This window comes from Novipirellula herctigrandis, from assembly GCA_007859835.1.
Taxonomy (GTDB): domain Bacteria; phylum Planctomycetota; class Planctomycetia; order Pirellulales; family Pirellulaceae; genus Novipirellula_A; species Novipirellula_A herctigrandis.
On record SJPJ01000001.1, the window covers coordinates 452,564 to 467,430 of the forward strand.

Below are 14,867 nucleotides of genomic sequence, written 5' to 3' on the forward strand. Positions count from 1 at the left end.
GCCTGGCGTGGGGCTAAAGGCGACATCATGAAATCCCAATAGAGAAAATACGAATGTCCGACGAACCTTCGGTTTCCGAATCGGGAGCCAATGAAAATCCCGCTTCCAACGACGCGGTAGATAAGTTTACATACGGGCCAGCGGATTTTAAATTGCTCGTCGTCGACAACGAAGCGGCTCACGCGCGGGCGATGTCCGAAAGCTTAGAGAAGGTTGGCTACCAATGTGATGTCGCCACAAGCGGTCCGGAAGCAGCCAAGAAGATCGAACGCGATACGTTTGACATCATCATCACCGACATGGTGATGAATGACGTCGATGGCATGAAGATCTTGGAGCTTGCCAATAAGCAATTGCCCGATTGCGAGGTCGTGATGGTAACCGGACACGCAACGGTCCCCATCGCCGTCGAAGCGATGCAACTTGGTGCCTTTAACTTTCTCGAAAAACCGATCACTCCCAATCGACTCCGAGCGATTGTTGAAAAGGCAGCGGACGCGGTCTCGCTACGGCGTCAAAACACCGAATTGATGCAACGGCTCGATGAGCGGTTTGGCTTTGAAGGGATCATCTACACCAGTGATACGATGCAGAAGGTGATTGATCGATTGCGACGAATCGCAGCGACCGATGCGACCGTCTTGATCACTGGCGAAAGTGGTACCGGCAAAGAGATGTTCGCCCAAGCCATTCACCAAAACAGCCCAAGACGAAACAAACGCATCGTTGCTCTGAACACTCGGGCAGTGTCTGAAAATTTGGTAGAAAGCGAATTATTTGGTCACGTGAAAGGTTCGTTCACCGACGCCGTCGCTGACCGTATCGGCGCCTTCCAATATGCTAACGGTGGAACGTTATTTTTGGACGAAGTCGGCGACATGCCGATGAGCACTCAGATTAAATTGCTGCGAGTGCTCGAAGAGAGTCAAATCACTCGTGTTGGCGACAACAAACCAATCAAGGTGAATGTCCGCTTGATATCGGCCACCAACCGCCCGCTCGAAGAAATGATCGCGGCTGGAACGTTTCGCAACGACCTATATTTTCGACTCAAAGTCGTCACGGTTGAATTGCCTCCTTTGCGAGAACGACGCGACGATGTGATCGCATTGATGGATCACTTCCGCAAGATATTTTTACGACGACATGACAAAGCAAACGCTCATTTCACCCCCGCGGTGACGAAGCGATTTTATGCTTATGATTGGCCAGGAAACGTCCGTCAACTTCGCAACTTTGTCGAAACGATGGTCGTGCTCGATACCGATGGCTCGCTCGACATCGATGATTTGCCACCCGAATTGCTCGACGAAACGGCGTCCGAAGAAGCAGAAAAGATCGTTGGCGATATTGGTGGGCCGTCCAACTTGGTTGGCAAACCATTGAGCGTAATCGAGCGTTGGGCGATCGAAGAAACGCTCAAACTTACCGGTGGCAACCGCGAACAAGCTGCCGAAGTGCTCGACATCGGAGCCCGCACCCTCTACCGCCGTCTCGACCAATACAAGAAGGACGAGGACGGCGAAGAGTGAAATTCAGATGACCATTCCATGGTCATCCAGCTGACTCGCTTACCCTTCCATTTCGGCGAGGTACCGCTCAGCATCCAACGCGGCCATGCATCCGGTCCCGGATGAGGTAATCGCTTGGCGATAATAATCGTCTGCGACATCGCCTGCTGCAAACACGCCCTTTACGCTTGTGTTGGTGCGGAACGATTTGCTCCATTGGATGTAGCCTTCTTCGTTCATCTCGACGGCGTCATCGAGGAACCGAGTGTTGGGCGTGTGCCCAATGGCGACGAACATGCCGCCGACAGCCAACTCGCGTTTCGATCCATCCACCGTGCTCTTCAATCGCAGCGAATTGACCATTTTGTCGTCTCCAAGAACCTCATCGACGACCGTATTCCAAAGCACTTCGATTTTGGGATGATTCAAGGCACGGTCCTGCATCACCTGAGAAGCACGCATTTGATCGCGGCGGAGAATCATGTAGATCGTCGCCGCGTTTTTCAAATTCGCTAGATAGGTTGCCTCTTCCACCGCCGAGTCACCCCCGCCAATCACCGCCAACGGTTTGCCGCGGTAAATCGGCAGCGCTCCATCACAAACCGCACACGCACTGACGCCCTTATTCTTGTACGCTTCTTCGCTTTCGAGCCCGAGATAATTTGCACGTGCGCCGGTAGCGATAATGACAGTTTGCGTCTGGACCGAGTCGCCGCTACCGCTATGGAGCACATGATGTTTGCCTGAGAAGTCAACACTGACGATATCGTCACTGACCACTCGGGTGCCGAAGTTGAGGGCTTGCTGTTTCATCAACTCCATCAACTCCACCCCTTGAACGGCATAGTGCGGTTGGCCCTCTTTTTCGTGTCCCTGAGGAACCATCGGCAAATTCCAATGGCGATCTTTGTCCACAGCGGACTCGACAAACGCTCGAATATTGCCCGCTGGAAAACCGGCGTAATTTTCTACTTCGGTCGTGAATGCCAATTGGCCTAGTGGGATCATCTCTGGGCGAACGGTTCCTTCATACACCACAGGGTCCAAATTGGCGCGAGCCGCATAGATCGCTGCTGACCAACCTGCTGGTCCACTGCCAATGATAACCGTTTTTTCGATATTATCGCCCACGTCAAAATCCTACTTTCGTTCGTTATTGAAGCCGTTTCACACTTAGCAATTCGCAGTATGTGTTAAACTATTTTTCGGTATTATAGGACGGTACCATTCTTCTACTACTACAGGCAATCCCTGAATTCATGAGCACTCTATTTGTTGCACTCGCCTCGCTGATCGGCTTTGTGGTTGCCTACAACACCTACGGCCGTTGGCTTGCGACCCGTCTTTTCGGGCTCAGCAAAGACGCCATCGTCCCGAGTCACGCTTTGCGGGACGATGTGGACTTTATCCCGACACGTCGCTCCGTCATTTTCGGACACCATTTCACCAGCATCGCAGGAACTGGGCCGATCGTCGGTCCCGCATTAGCCGTTTTCTGGGGGTGGCTACCGGCACTATTGTGGGTAGTGTTTGGTTCGATTTTGATCGGCGGAGTGCATGACATGGCCGCATTGGTGATCTCGCTACGCAATCGTGGCCAAACGATTGGCGAAACCGCAGGACGCTTGGTTTCCCCCCGCGCCAAAATACTATTTTTAACCGTGTTGGCGTTGGCCCTTTCGATTGTCCTCGCGGTTTTTGGTCTTGTGATCGCGATCATCTTTGCGATTTACCCCGAGTCGGTGTTGAGCGTTTGGATTGCGATGCCGGTAGCAATCGGAATTGGCATTTGGGTCTATCAACAGGGCGGACATTTGCTCGTCCCAAGCTTGATCGGATTGTTGGTTTTATATGGTGCCGTCTACGTAGGAGCCTATCTATTCCCAATCGAATTGGCGGCAAACGAATCGGGTTTCTTTACGCCGGTCGTGGTTTGGACGCTCTTGCTCTTGGTCTATGCCTTCGCCGCGTCGGTGTTACCCGTGTGGTTACTGCTGCAACCACGCGACTATATCAACAGCCACCAACTTTATATCGCATTGGGGCTATTGATCATCGGACTTATGGTCGCGTCGGTGACCGGCAAAGCCGACCTCGTCGCTTCCGCACCCGCTATCGCAGACGCGGCGAGCGTGCCAGCAGACGCACCACCGATCTTGCCTTTCTTGTTCATCACGATTGCCTGCGGCGCTTGCAGCGGATTCCATTGCTTGGTCAGCAGCGGTACGACGAGCAAACAAATCGATTGTGAAACCGATGCACAAGCGGTCGGCTATGGTGCAATGTTGCTCGAAGGGGCATTGGCCGTATTGGTCATCTTGGCGTGTTGCGCCGGAGTCGGCATGGGCCCCGTCAAACGAACCACCGTCGACGGAGTTGGCGAGTATGCCAATGTGGTCGGCCAGAACGGCGAAGCGATCACGGGGAACGCAGCTTGGCGAACCTATTACCGATCGACGCGAGCTGACGGAACCCCAGGAGGATGGAGGGATCACAAATTGCCGCAAAAGTTGGCGGCGTTCATTGACGGCGGCGCTAACTTTTTGTCGATCCTCGGTTTACCATTGAAGTTTGCGATTGCAATCATGGCAGTACTGGTTGCTTGCTTCGCCGCGACTACGCTCGACACTGCGACCAGGCTCCAACGTTACGTGTTGCAAGAACTCGGCCATTCGCTGCACATCCGGCCGATGACCAACAAATATGTGGCAACCGGTTTCGCAGTCGCCGTCGCCGGCACGGTCGCACTCGGAGTGGGGGACAAACCCGGTACCGGCGGGATGGTACTTTGGCCTCTGTTTGGCGCGACCAATCAATTGCTCGCTGGGTTGGCGTTAATGGTGGCGTTGTTCTACTTGGTTCGACTTCGCAAACCGCTCGCCTTTGTGGCGATTCCGATGATATTCATGTTGGTCATGCCTGCTTGGGCAATGACTTACGATTTGATTTTTAATTGGATCCCCGACCGGAGTTGGACATTGATCCTGTTTGGTTTTGGGATTTTGGGGCTACAAGCATGGATGGTGGTCGAGGGTGTTTCCATGTGGCGATCCGCAGCAAAACAGCTCGATTTGGAAGTCCCAGAGAAACCGGCAAATTGAAGGTGATGCCGTTTTCTATGGTCTGTACCCCGAATCACTAATGGTTCACAATATCGCCTTTCGCTGAGCGAACGACGACTCAACAATCACTCCCGAACAACCTCTTGATCTAGGTTCCCGTCCATGCGTGTTCTTTCCGGTATCCAACCGACCGGTCGCCCCCATTGGGGAAACTTTTTTGGTGCAATCCATCAATACATTGATTTACAAGAAGAGAACGACGGTTTCTATTTCATCGCCGATCTACATGCGTTGACAACCGTACGCGAAGCAGCGGAACTGCGCCAAAACACGCTCAACGCCGCGCTTGATCTATTGGCTCTGGGGCTCGATCCAAAGAAGGCGACTTTGTTTGTTCAATCGCATGTCCCCGAGGTGAGCGAATTGACTTGGCTACTGATGACCGGGACACCAATGGGATTGCTCGAACGATGCCATGCATACAAAGAAAAGAAAGCCAAGGGGATGACGGCGGATGCTGGGCTATTCACGTATCCAGTGTTAATGGCATCCGATATTTTGGCGTATGATTCCGAGATCGTGCCCGTTGGCCAAGACCAAGTTCAGCATATTGAAGTCTGCCGCGATTTGGCGGGCAGCTTCAACCACACGTTCGGAGAGACGTTTGTCCTGCCCAACGCTAAGACGCTCGATCATGGTGCCAAAGTCCCCGGGACGGACGGCGAAAAGATGAGCAAAAGCTATGACAATACGCTTCCCTTGTTTGGAAATGTGAAGCAAATTCGCAAACAAATCATGCGAATCACAACCGATAGCCGCGCGATGGAAGATCCCAAAGAACCCGAGCAGGATCATTTGTTCCAGCTTTATCGTTTGTTCTCCAGCAAGGACGACGTCGACAAGATGGCAGCAATGTACCGACGCGGCGGATTTGGATATGGCGAAGTGAAGAAGGCAGTCGCTGAGGCGAGCGAAACTTACTTTGCCGAGGCGCGAAGTCGCCGTGAAGAACTCGAAGCGAATCTGGATTATGTCCACGAAGTGCTGCGTGACGGTGCCGTTCGAGCGAGAGAAGTCGCAGCGAAAGTGCTCCGTCGCGCCCAAACCGCCTGTGGTTTGCGGTAAACTAGAAGTGGTCACGCTATGATTGACCGCGCCATGTTAGCGTCCGGTTTCCTGCGCGGAACCTGTTGAAATCGCGGGCTCGCATGCAATGGTTGATGGCGTGTTCGTCGAAATTGAATTTAGGAATTGAGGACGCAGCAATCGTCGTCAAGACGTTCGCTGATTCTCTGAGCAGGCCGAAACGATTGACGAGTTTCGCTACCCTAAAGTGATGAGTTGACGAAGCACTAGTACTGTCTCCTGAAACTTCCTTCTGGTGATAACAAACGTATGGCGATCCTTGGAATCGGTACCGAAATTGTCGAATGTGTTCGCATCGCAAAGATGATCGAGACGCATGGCGAGCAGTTTCTGGAACGAGCCTACACGCCAAACGAAATCGAATACTGTGTAAAAACCGCGGACACGACCCAGCACTTCGCCACTCGTTGGGCGGCAAAAGAAGCGACGATGAAAGCTCTGCGGTGCCGTCATCAGGGCGTTCGATGGACAGACATTGAAATCAACGTTTCGGCGGCCGAAGGACCTTCGATCTCACTATCAGGTGCTGCATCGCTTTGGGCTGAACACCGCGGAATCGAAAAAATACACATATCACTCGGAGCATGCCGTACTCACGCGACTGCTTACGTGATCGCCTCGGATGAAATGGATTGACGCTTTATGCTTCGCCTAGCACTGCACTGGCAAATTCTGATTGGGATGTTGGTTGGTTCGATTATCGGCATTTCACTTAATGCAACCTGCTCTAGTAAAACCGTCCAATTGACTGCCGAAGATGGTTTGCCAACGGGCGTATCCACGGCCGAAGTGATCGATTCGAGTTCGTCGACAATCATTCGCTATACCGACAAGGACGGTACGACGACCGAGCGAACGGTTGACCCGGTTTCACAAGCCGAAGGTGTTTTTGCATCGATCGACACGTTGGAGACCGCGGACCCTGTTGCCGTTAGGATTTATTTAACGCACGGCAAGAGCACGGCAAAACGAATTGGTGATTGGTTTGCAAGACTCGGCGGTTTGTTTCTACGGATGTTACAAATGGTTGCAGTCCCGTTGATTGTCACATCGTTGACCACGGGCGTCATTGGCCTTGGATCGTCCGAAGGAATTGGCCGCATGTTCCGCCGTACCGTTCTTTACTATTTAGCCACAAGTATGTTGGCGATTGGTACCGGTTTGCTTGCGGTCAACCTCGTTCGGCCTGGACTTCGAGTCGGGCAGGTCGAGAACGTCAATGTCCCTTCAACTGAATCCGAATCGCTTGTCGACGTACTGTTCCATCAACTTGAAGCGATGATTCCGGCCAACCCGCTTGGTGCTTTCGTTTCGCCGAATTACCTTTCGATCATCGCGTTTACGATTGCGTTTGCGTTGTTCTCGATTTCGGTTGGTGGACGCACCAAAGAATTTGTTGGCGATTTAGCGACCGCCGGCTTTGAAGTGATGATGGCGATGACGATGGCGATCATTCGATTGGCGCCAATTGGGGTGTTTTTCTTGATCGCCGCAGTAACGGCAACTCAAGGGGTCGGTGTGTTCGGTTCATTGGCATGGTACGTCGTGGCCGTTTCGTTAGCACTTGGATGCCATGCCTGCGTGACGCTGCCATTGATTTTGAGATTCGTCGCCAAGCGAAGCCCGTTGGAATTTGCCAAACAAATGTCGCCGGCGTTATTAACCGCGTTTAGTAGCGCCAGCAGCAATGGCACGTTGCCGCTGACCATGTCCAGTGTCGAAGAACGTGCCGGGATTAGCAATCGAACCGGCTCATTCGTTTTACCCCTCGGGGCGACGATCAATATGGACGGCACGGCACTCTACGAAGCAGTCGCGGTGTTGTTTATCGCCCAACTGCATTTTGGATTCAATTTGCCCTTCAGCCAGCAGATCATCGTGGCGTTGACCGCATTGCTAGCCAGTGTCGGAGCGGCAGGCATTCCCCATGCAGGGCTTGTAATGATGTCGATCATTTTGCACGCCGTTGGGCTTCCGATCGAAATGCAGGGAGTGATTTTAGCCGTCGACCGCGTCCTCGACATGGCCCGTACAGCGGTGAATGTATGGAGCGATTCGTGCGGATGTGCTGTTATTGAAACGCTCGAAGCACGCGATGCGATAAACGCGTCATACCGAGAACAGCAGCTCAATTCGTGACATTGATGGCTGTCGAACCTTATCGCCGTTTCGAAGCAATGCTTTTGGTGTGGGCTGCATAACCGCTATAATGGCCCTGTTCGTCAAGTTCGTTGCGTTTCCATTTGCAGGAATTCGCAATGTTGACTCGGGTTCGGCATTTCGGATGCTACACTGGGCGGAGTTGCTCTGGTTCTTCTGTTCAAGATCCAGAACGATCCGCGACTATTCTTGAATATTGAATGCACCTACAATCTTTTCTACTCGTTATCGTTTCGCTTAGCTGTGGCTCTCTTCCACCGGGCGAAGTGCCATTTCCGCGGTCGATTCTTGCCACGGTCGGAATGGTAACTGCTTGGTGGATTCTGTGTCACGTCGCTGCGCGGACGACCGCTCGCCAAGTAGCAGCCGATCGAATTGATCCTATCGACGGAGCACGCTGGCTCGAAAAACAACTCGAAATTTTTCGTTGGCTCGCGATCGGTGTCGTTGTGATGTGTTTAGGCGGATTTGGTTTGGCCGCCAATCTTGATACCGCCACAGGTCCGTTGGGCAGCATCATTCAGAAGTCGATGTTCTTGCAATCGTTCGTATTACTGCTTCCGGCCGTCGCGTTATCAGCGGCAAGTTGGTCGGCCGAACATCGCTACGGCGTTTTGATGGGCTATGTCGATCATGGCGTCAAGAACCACCTTGCTTCAATCGTGCAATCGTTTCGCGGTTCCATGGCATGGCTAATTGTGCCGATCCTGGTACTACTAGGACTAGCTGATGGGATCACACAATTGCCACTGAGCGAAACCCAGGCGGCAATCACCATGGTCGTTCTTTCGCTTCTGTTCGTTTGCGCCGGTTTGCCTTGGCTGATTTCACGTGTATTCAAAACATCGCCAATGGACCCAGCGTCACAAACGTGGATCCACTCGCTGCTGACCGCGACAGGCCTTCGTCGAACAAAAATCGCTCGCTGGCAAACCGGTGGCAACGCGTTCAATGCTCTGATCACGGGTTTTGTTCCGCCAATCCGCACATTGTTGTTGTCCGATCGATTGCTGGACGAATTGCCACGCGAACAAATTGCAATGGTGGTGCTACACGAGGCTGCTCATTTGCGTCGCCGTCACATGCCCATTCGAATGGTTGCAATCCTACCGGCTTGGGGCATCGGCACTCTCATCACTTACGCCGCTGGCAATGCGTCTTGGGGAACAACTGCTGGCAGTATTGCCGGGATCGTGCTAACCATGGCAATATTGCGTCTTGTGGCCTATCGGACCGAGTTCGACGCCGATGTTCAAGCGTGCCGCTTGGCAGAACAAATTGCGCATCTCGTCGAGGACGTTCCCTCCGATTATGATGCCGCGTCACGAGCACTCAGTGATGCCTTACTTCGCGTCACGGCCGATCATCCGGAAACACGGCGTCGTACGTGGCTTCACCCGGGCGTCGTGGATCGCATTGACTTTGTGCGTCGCAATCGGATTGCACCAAAAATAAATAGTAGCACAGCGGGAACCATTGCAAACCCAGCGTAGGCATGGATCGAAACGAGCAAATGCATCGATTCGGTTGATGCGACGGGCAACATACAAACGAATACGGTCACAATCGCCAACAAACCGGTTACGACCGTCGCCCAGAAGCCGATATTTTCTAATTGGCTGGCCGAGCCGACAGCCTCACCGATGCAAAACGTTCGCATCAGCCACAGCACGGCTAACGCCGGAAGCACAAATACCAAAACGCCACTGGCCATCATATGGACCAACAACGTGTTCCCCATCAAATGAGAGCCCCACAGGACCGGCAGCGCCGTTAATGTTAGAACAGCAACACTGGCCACCAGACCAAGCAGGCAAATTCGTTCGGCGAGTTTTATCATGAGGATTCTCTATCAATGCGATTAATTAGAAAGATGCTGACCTTCTACTGAGCAAATTTCAAAAACCAGATCGCTAGCTGCGATTCGTTTATCTGAAAAACATGGCAGTGGTTTACAAAGGCTCAACCACATTTTCAAAGCCTACGTAACGTTATTGCGACGATTGACCAAATTGGATGCAAGTGTGCCGATTCCAATCAACAAGGTGACACAGAGCACACCAATTGATCCTGCGATCAAGAATTTAAACAACTTTCGACCGCCAAAAAGTTGGTTCCATAGCAACACTTGATTCGCGGAAGTTCCACGAACCTCTGCCATCGTGATCGCTGGCGTTTGGTCGGGCCCCGGACCAACGGATTGCAACGTCGAATCGAAAATCACCGATCCATCGCTGTGACATTCTAAACATCCGCCAACGCCAAGCGACCATCCAGCCGGACGGACGCTGTGAGCAAGAGGCCAACTAACCATTTCGACCGCTTCAGAATTTTTGAGCTCGTTGGCGTCCATTTTTTCCAGGGATTCACCATCGGCAGCTAGCCGATAGATAAACCCGCTTGAAACATAGACCGCTTGCTCGGCCTCGAGGGTGTCTTGCAGTCCCACTAGCGTTGCTGCCACTTTTTCGTTGAACAATTTTTCGCCAGCCACTTTTTGCGCAGCTGCCACTTTCGTCGCTTCCTCATCGGTCCATTCGTGTTCGCGAACGGATGATCGCTCTTCGCCAAGTACTTCCTTTAGCTCCGTTCGACTCAGTTGCGGTGTTACGAGTTCTTCGACAAACCCTTTGCGGACCCGAAGCGATTTGCGGGTCAGATCGTAGATCATTGATGGATCAATCGGCGTCAGAGCGCCGTCCACAACGGTTCCCCAAAATGCTGGCCATACCGCTCGTTGCGGGTATATTTTCCCGTCATCGTCGAGCCCATAGACGGGCGCGATTATGCGAGGCAACTCCTGGCCACTACGATGTTCTTTGACACCGAGTCCATGGGCAAAACTGGTCATCATTCCAATCGCTTCGCCACGTGAAATGGGGCCGCTGTGGCAAGCGGTACAAGCGAGTCGCTCGAAATGCACCGCAGGAAGCCCCGCATGCTCGGGCATTGGCGAACCGAGTCGGCCCGCTCGCGATGGAATCGCCGTTTCTCGAATGGACAATTCGACTTCTTGGTCGTTTCCAATGTGTTCAGGGCCAATGTGTTCCGGGCCAATGTGTTCAGGGCCAATGTGTTCAGGGCCAATGTGACAACCGACGCAAGTCAATGTGTCCATAGCGACACGCACCGATGGATCGTCGTATTGGTCGCTTTCTCCTTCAAACCCGCGGACGATATTGTGATCGATTCCATTGCGATGACAATCGGAACATTGCATCCCCGCACGCAAGTGGACGTCTTGATCATGAATCCATCGAGACTCGATGCCATGCTCATCGACGGTCCTTTGACTGTGACATTGGAAACAGGCGTTGTTGGACGGATGACGTATCAAATCCATAAACACGGTTCCGTCCGGCGAAAACCGCCGAGCGTCGTATGTGACTTTTGGCAGCTTCGCTTGAATCGCTTCATCATCGGGGTCGGACCCATCCTTGATCCTCGACACATTGCCATCGATCGTCCCCAGTCGCAATCCTGCGGTCGCAGACCACGCGAAGTTCTCGTCGTCGATCGCGTCGCGACGAGCGTTGAAGTCATACACACTCGGGCTGGCATGACAAACCATGCAATCGATCTGTAGCACGCCACTCAATTTCCATCGTTCCGAGCGCGGATCATCAACAGCGGCAACCGATTCTTCGTTATTCTCTTCGCCATTGTCTTCTTCGCCATTGTCTTCTTCGCCCACCGCCGGAGTTTGATTAGCAGCAACACCACCACCTGGGATACGCCCGCCGAATTGGTGAGTCATTTCCCACGGCGAAACACCAAGATCGTTCGGATTAAACAAACCCTTCGAATCTCGGTAGGAAAGCGGCAATTGGGTTCCCGTTCGTGGTTCGGTCCAAATCCAAGGTTCGCCGCGCCGTCCGTCATTCGTACCAGGCAAAAACGCGTTGAAATGCCAACCGTGCGAAATCGTTTCGTAATCATGACACCGACCGCACGTCATCAACGGTGAATAGGGGGTTTCCGATTCCGCGGTGATCTTTTTATTGTCGTAGTCATACAAATCAATATGGTGCATCATCCGTGTGTCGCTGTCTGCACGCGAAAAACGGCTGTCGGCTGCATCACCATCGGTCGAAATCCCAACCGCGACGCACACAAATGCAACGCTTTGAAAGATAACAAATGGCAACTTTTTAGCCGGGAATCGTCGCTTGCTGCAAGAAACAGAACGGGACGGAAAAAAGCATCGAAGGAAAGGAGAGGTGAGCATCGGCTTAGGACGGGTTCACGGGTTGTCGAGTCAGTATCATAATGACCGGGCGAGACACAGTTTATAAACCATTTTCAATAGGGAAGCGACCATGGGTAGATCAGGTGTTATCACGTTTAAGGGCAATCCAATGCATTTGGAAGGAGCCGATTTGGCAGTCGGATCCACTGCGCCAGCGTTCACGGTTCATTACGCCGAAGCCGGCATTCAAACGCTGACACTCAACGACTTAAAGGGCAAACCTTCGATCATCAGCGTCGTGCCAAGCTTGGACACAGCGGTTTGTGCAATTCAAACCAAGCGGTTCAATGAAGAGCTTGGCGTCATGGGGGACAAAATCAATGCCGTGACGATTAGCCGCGACCTACCGTTTGCGCAAGCACGGTTTTGTGGTGCCGAGGACGTCAAGATGCGAGCGGCGAGCGATTACCAAACGCACGCTTTCGGCACAGATTACGGAGTCACGATCGAAGAACTGAAGCTACTAACCCGAGCCGTGATCGTGTTAGATAAGGATGGTGTGGTCAGCTACAAGGAAATCGTTCCCGAAGTGACGGACGAACCGAACTATGCCGCCGCACTTGATGCGTTGAAGAAATTGGTGTAGCCGTCTAATCGCTCTGTTTCGCTTCTTCGGCGTACAAACGCAGTTGATGAATTAGCGAGCTCAATTCACGAGCGGCTTCGGGCAAGACCGTTTCACTATGGTTTCCGACATCCGCTAACGGACCGAAAAGATCGTCGCATGCCTTACTCACTTCGGCTGCGACGGATCGGATCGCTCGGCGTTTTTCATCACAAAGCCGGACACGACGTTCGGCTTTTTTGACTCGCGCGGCCGCTTCGGTCGCGGCGGGTCGATCTGCCGCGCGAACGGCTGCTCGCTTATTTGCCAAATTGTCTCGCGCCTCGTTGAGTTCCCGCTCGGCCAATTCGCTTTCATGTCGCCAATACGCGGGCTGTGTGCTAGTGAAGTACTCTTGTGTCCGATGAACGTAAGACCGAATTTCTTGCAGCGTCTTATCCATGTCTGCTGCAAAACGGACGACGCCCGAATGTAAAGCGACTAAGGAATCGATGTTCCGCACATTGCTAGTAGCCATTTTGCCAAATCCACTCGAACCGTTAACGGCCTAAGTACGCGTCAAGTTGTTCCGCTTTTCGCATTAAGTAGGGAACGTGCTCTTCGGTTGCCTTAATCAACTTCGAAAACTGACGTAACTGCACCGTAAACTCGTCCGCAAATTTTCGCTGTTGTTCGTCACGCCACGTCTGTTCAAGTTGATTCATTTGCGAGGCAAGCGACGCGGAATTTTGCTTCATTTCTTCCGCGAAGCGATGCAAATGGGCCGCGAATTGACGAAGATGATCAGGATCTGCAACCGCTTTACTCATGGTTTCAATTTGGTTGAGGGGATCGGGCGCGAACGACATACGTTGGTGCACAGGCGCAGGCCGCCAAACTCGTTTGAACGTCTATCGGCCACACACCAACATGCTCCCGCTAGTTTACCATAGCTTCGACAAATCGGGGGACAACGTCCGCGTTTGGTGCGTCAAAGCCGCGTTCAGTAGCTCGATCGCCAAACGTGATTCAAGCGTCACTCCGGCTCGAACACCGACGCATGGATCGTGACGCCCCTTTTGTAATTCAAAGTCGATTTCTTCTAGATTTTTCCGAACGGATTTTTGCGGCAAATTGATCGTCGACGTTGGTTTGAAGCCGACGTGAATCACGATCGGCATCCCCGTGGTAATCCCGCCGATCATTCCTCCGTGACTGTTGCGAACGTATCCGGTCTTTCGAATGGGATCGTTATTTTCGCTGCCAAACCGCTCAACCACATCACGCCCCGCGCCCACCTCCACCGATTCGGCGGCGTTCAAGCCACCTAGTGAACCCATCAACCGAAGCTTCAAACTCTGGTAGAGCGGATCACCAACAAGCGGCGGTACATTCACTGCGACCACTTCAACGAGTGCCCCGACCGAATCCCCTTTCATCCGGGTTTGTTTGATCAACTCCGCCGCTTCTTCGGCAAATTCCTCGTCAATCGATTGGATCGTCGCATCCGCCAACGCAGCCTCGATTTCCTTCAAACTTTCCTTGTCGGTGACGCCCGCAAGTCGTGACGCAAGCGACTGCTTTGCCTTCAGTGAGCCTACCTGCGAGATCGAGCTCAAAATCACGGTCCCAAAATTCTCGTTCAGGACCGCCCGCGCGATCGAGCCACCGATCACATCCGAGATTGTCACCCGGTAACTCGATCGACCACCGCCTCGGACATCTACAAACCCCTTCGACTGATGAAATTTTACTAAATCCGTATGTCCGGGGCGTACTTCGCCGGCGGCCCCTGTTAACTGAGTATAGTCCCCGGATTTTTTGGAAGTCGATAAAACGATCGCTGCGATCGGTTCGCCGGTGGTAAAGCCGACTTCGTACCCTTCACTCTCAAAGCTCGCATCGTCGACGTTGACCGTCACCTTGGCTCCGCTCAACAACTGATCGGTGTCGTCTTGGTACAGTCCGGACAAGAAGACGACTTTGTCTTTCTCGTTTCGCGGTGTGCCATGGCGGTTACCTCCCGGTCGACGCCGGTCGAGAAAGCGTTGCACATCGGCGCGTCGAATGAGTTGGCCCGGCGGACATCCGAACACGATGGTCGTCACGGCGGGGCCATGCGATTCGCCAGCGCCGGCGACGCCGAACAGGGGGCCTCCAAGAATTTCCATTCGTCTGATCTCGTTCGTTTTCAG

Annotated in this window: 13 protein-coding genes; 7 read left to right on the forward strand and 6 right to left on the reverse strand. The window is 52.9% G+C overall.

Annotated features, from left to right (window positions below; genetic code table 11):
- Positions 1 to 53 precede the first annotated feature (53 nt).
- Positions 54 to 1,532 carry a sigma-54-dependent transcriptional regulator gene (locus CA13_RS01560; protein WP_146394162.1) on the forward strand — a complete coding sequence of 493 codons (1,479 nt, stop codon included), beginning with the start codon at positions 54 to 56 and terminating at the stop codon, positions 1,530 to 1,532.
- Positions 1,533 to 1,571: 39 nt separating this feature from the next.
- Here the strand turns inward: CA13_RS01560 and CA13_RS01565 are convergent, their stop codons facing one another.
- Positions 1,572 to 2,642: an NAD(P)/FAD-dependent oxidoreductase gene (locus CA13_RS01565; protein ID WP_146394164.1), complete on the reverse strand. Its 1,071-nt coding sequence runs from the start codon at positions 2,640 to 2,642 to the stop codon at positions 1,572 to 1,574.
- 128 nt (positions 2,643 to 2,770) lie between these two features.
- Here CA13_RS01565 and CA13_RS01570 point away from each other — a divergent pair, with 128 nt between their 5' ends.
- The 5 genes from CA13_RS01570 (at position 2,771) to CA13_RS01590 (ending at position 9,372) form a co-directional block, all read left to right on the forward strand.
- Complete coding sequence (locus CA13_RS01570; RefSeq protein WP_146394166.1) at positions 2,771 to 4,612, forward strand: carbon starvation CstA family protein; 1,842 nt, start codon at positions 2,771 to 2,773, stop codon at positions 4,610 to 4,612.
- A 123-nt stretch (positions 4,613 to 4,735) separates the two neighbouring features.
- A complete protein-coding gene (gene trpS, locus CA13_RS01575) occupies positions 4,736 to 5,698 on the forward strand; it encodes a tryptophan--tRNA ligase (RefSeq protein WP_146394168.1) in 963 nt (320 codons plus the stop codon).
- Positions 5,699 to 5,968: 270 nt separating this feature from the next.
- A complete protein-coding gene (gene acpS / locus CA13_RS01580) occupies positions 5,969 to 6,355 on the forward strand; it encodes a holo-ACP synthase (protein ID WP_146394170.1) in 387 nt (128 codons plus the stop codon).
- 6 nt (positions 6,356 to 6,361) lie between these two features.
- Positions 6,362 to 7,858 carry a dicarboxylate/amino acid:cation symporter gene (locus CA13_RS01585; RefSeq protein ID WP_146394172.1) on the forward strand — a complete coding sequence of 499 codons (1,497 nt, stop codon included), beginning with the start codon at positions 6,362 to 6,364 and terminating at the stop codon, positions 7,856 to 7,858.
- A 221-nt stretch (positions 7,859 to 8,079) separates the two neighbouring features.
- Positions 8,080 to 9,372 (forward strand): M48 family metalloprotease, encoded by a 1,293-nt coding sequence (locus tag CA13_RS01590; RefSeq protein ID WP_146394174.1) that lies wholly within the window; start codon positions 8,080 to 8,082, stop codon positions 9,370 to 9,372.
- Here the strand turns inward: CA13_RS01590 and CA13_RS01595 are convergent.
- Together CA13_RS01595 and CA13_RS01600 are read right to left on the reverse strand one after the other, a co-directional pair.
- Positions 9,273 to 9,719: a hypothetical protein gene (locus tag CA13_RS01595; RefSeq protein ID WP_419193822.1), complete on the reverse strand. Its 447-nt coding sequence runs from the start codon at positions 9,717 to 9,719 to the stop codon at positions 9,273 to 9,275. The two genes, CA13_RS01590 and CA13_RS01595, sit on opposite strands and share 100 nt — an antisense overlap.
- Positions 9,720 to 9,860: 141 nt before the next feature.
- Complete coding sequence (locus CA13_RS01600) at positions 9,861 to 12,026, reverse strand: hypothetical protein (protein ID WP_146394176.1); 2,166 nt, start codon at positions 12,024 to 12,026, stop codon at positions 9,861 to 9,863.
- Between the two features lie 172 nt (positions 12,027 to 12,198).
- Between CA13_RS01600 and tpx the strand changes: the two genes are divergently transcribed.
- The gene (gene tpx / locus CA13_RS01605; RefSeq protein WP_146394178.1) at positions 12,199 to 12,714 is read left to right on the forward strand and encodes a thiol peroxidase; all 516 of its coding nucleotides are present in this window, start codon (positions 12,199 to 12,201) and stop codon (positions 12,712 to 12,714) included.
- A gap of 4 nt (positions 12,715 to 12,718) precedes the next feature.
- On the opposite strand, the gene CA13_RS01610 is transcribed toward tpx, so the two are convergent.
- The 3 genes from CA13_RS01610 to CA13_RS01620 all read right to left on the reverse strand — a co-directional run bounded on the left by CA13_RS01610 (position 12,719) and on the right by CA13_RS01620 (position 14,843).
- Entirely contained in the window at positions 12,719 to 13,210 is a 492-nt protein-coding gene (locus tag CA13_RS01610; RefSeq protein ID WP_146394180.1) for a hypothetical protein, read from the reverse strand.
- A gap of 22 nt (positions 13,211 to 13,232) precedes the next feature.
- The gene (locus CA13_RS01615) at positions 13,233 to 13,502 is read right to left on the reverse strand and encodes a WXG100 family type VII secretion target (RefSeq protein WP_146394182.1); all 270 of its coding nucleotides are present in this window, start codon (positions 13,500 to 13,502) and stop codon (positions 13,233 to 13,235) included.
- A gap of 114 nt (positions 13,503 to 13,616) precedes the next feature.
- Positions 13,617 to 14,843: a chorismate synthase gene (locus CA13_RS01620; RefSeq protein WP_146394184.1), complete on the reverse strand. Its 1,227-nt coding sequence runs from the start codon at positions 14,841 to 14,843 to the stop codon at positions 13,617 to 13,619.
- Between the last annotated feature and the right edge of the window lie 24 nt (positions 14,844 to 14,867).

Bases quoted from the DNA above. Each gene is read 5' to 3' on its own strand.
- CA13_RS01615 (WP_146394182.1), bottom strand. From the start codon at position 13,502: ATGAGTAAAGCGGTTGCAGATCCTGATCATCTTCGTCAATTCGCGGCC.
- CA13_RS01595 (WP_419193822.1), bottom strand. From the start codon at position 9,719: ATGATAAAACTCGCCGAACGAATTTGCCTGCTTGGTCTGGTGGCCAGT.
- acpS (WP_146394170.1), top strand. From the start codon at position 5,969: ATGGCGATCCTTGGAATCGGTACCGAAATTGTCGAATGTGTTCGCATC.
- CA13_RS01560 (WP_146394162.1), top strand. From the start codon at position 54: ATGTCCGACGAACCTTCGGTTTCCGAATCGGGAGCCAATGAAAATCCC.
- tpx (WP_146394178.1), top strand. From the start codon at position 12,199: ATGGGTAGATCAGGTGTTATCACGTTTAAGGGCAATCCAATGCATTTG.
- CA13_RS01590 (WP_146394174.1), top strand. From the start codon at position 8,080: ATGCACCTACAATCTTTTCTACTCGTTATCGTTTCGCTTAGCTGTGGC.
- CA13_RS01620 (WP_146394184.1), bottom strand. From the start codon at position 14,843: ATGGAAATTCTTGGAGGCCCCCTGTTCGGCGTCGCCGGCGCTGGCGAA.
- CA13_RS01610 (WP_146394180.1), bottom strand. From the start codon at position 13,210: ATGGCTACTAGCAATGTGCGGAACATCGATTCCTTAGTCGCTTTACAT.
- trpS (WP_146394168.1), top strand. From the start codon at position 4,736: ATGCGTGTTCTTTCCGGTATCCAACCGACCGGTCGCCCCCATTGGGGA.
- CA13_RS01585 (WP_146394172.1), top strand. From the start codon at position 6,362: ATGCTTCGCCTAGCACTGCACTGGCAAATTCTGATTGGGATGTTGGTT.
- CA13_RS01570 (WP_146394166.1), top strand. From the start codon at position 2,771: ATGAGCACTCTATTTGTTGCACTCGCCTCGCTGATCGGCTTTGTGGTT.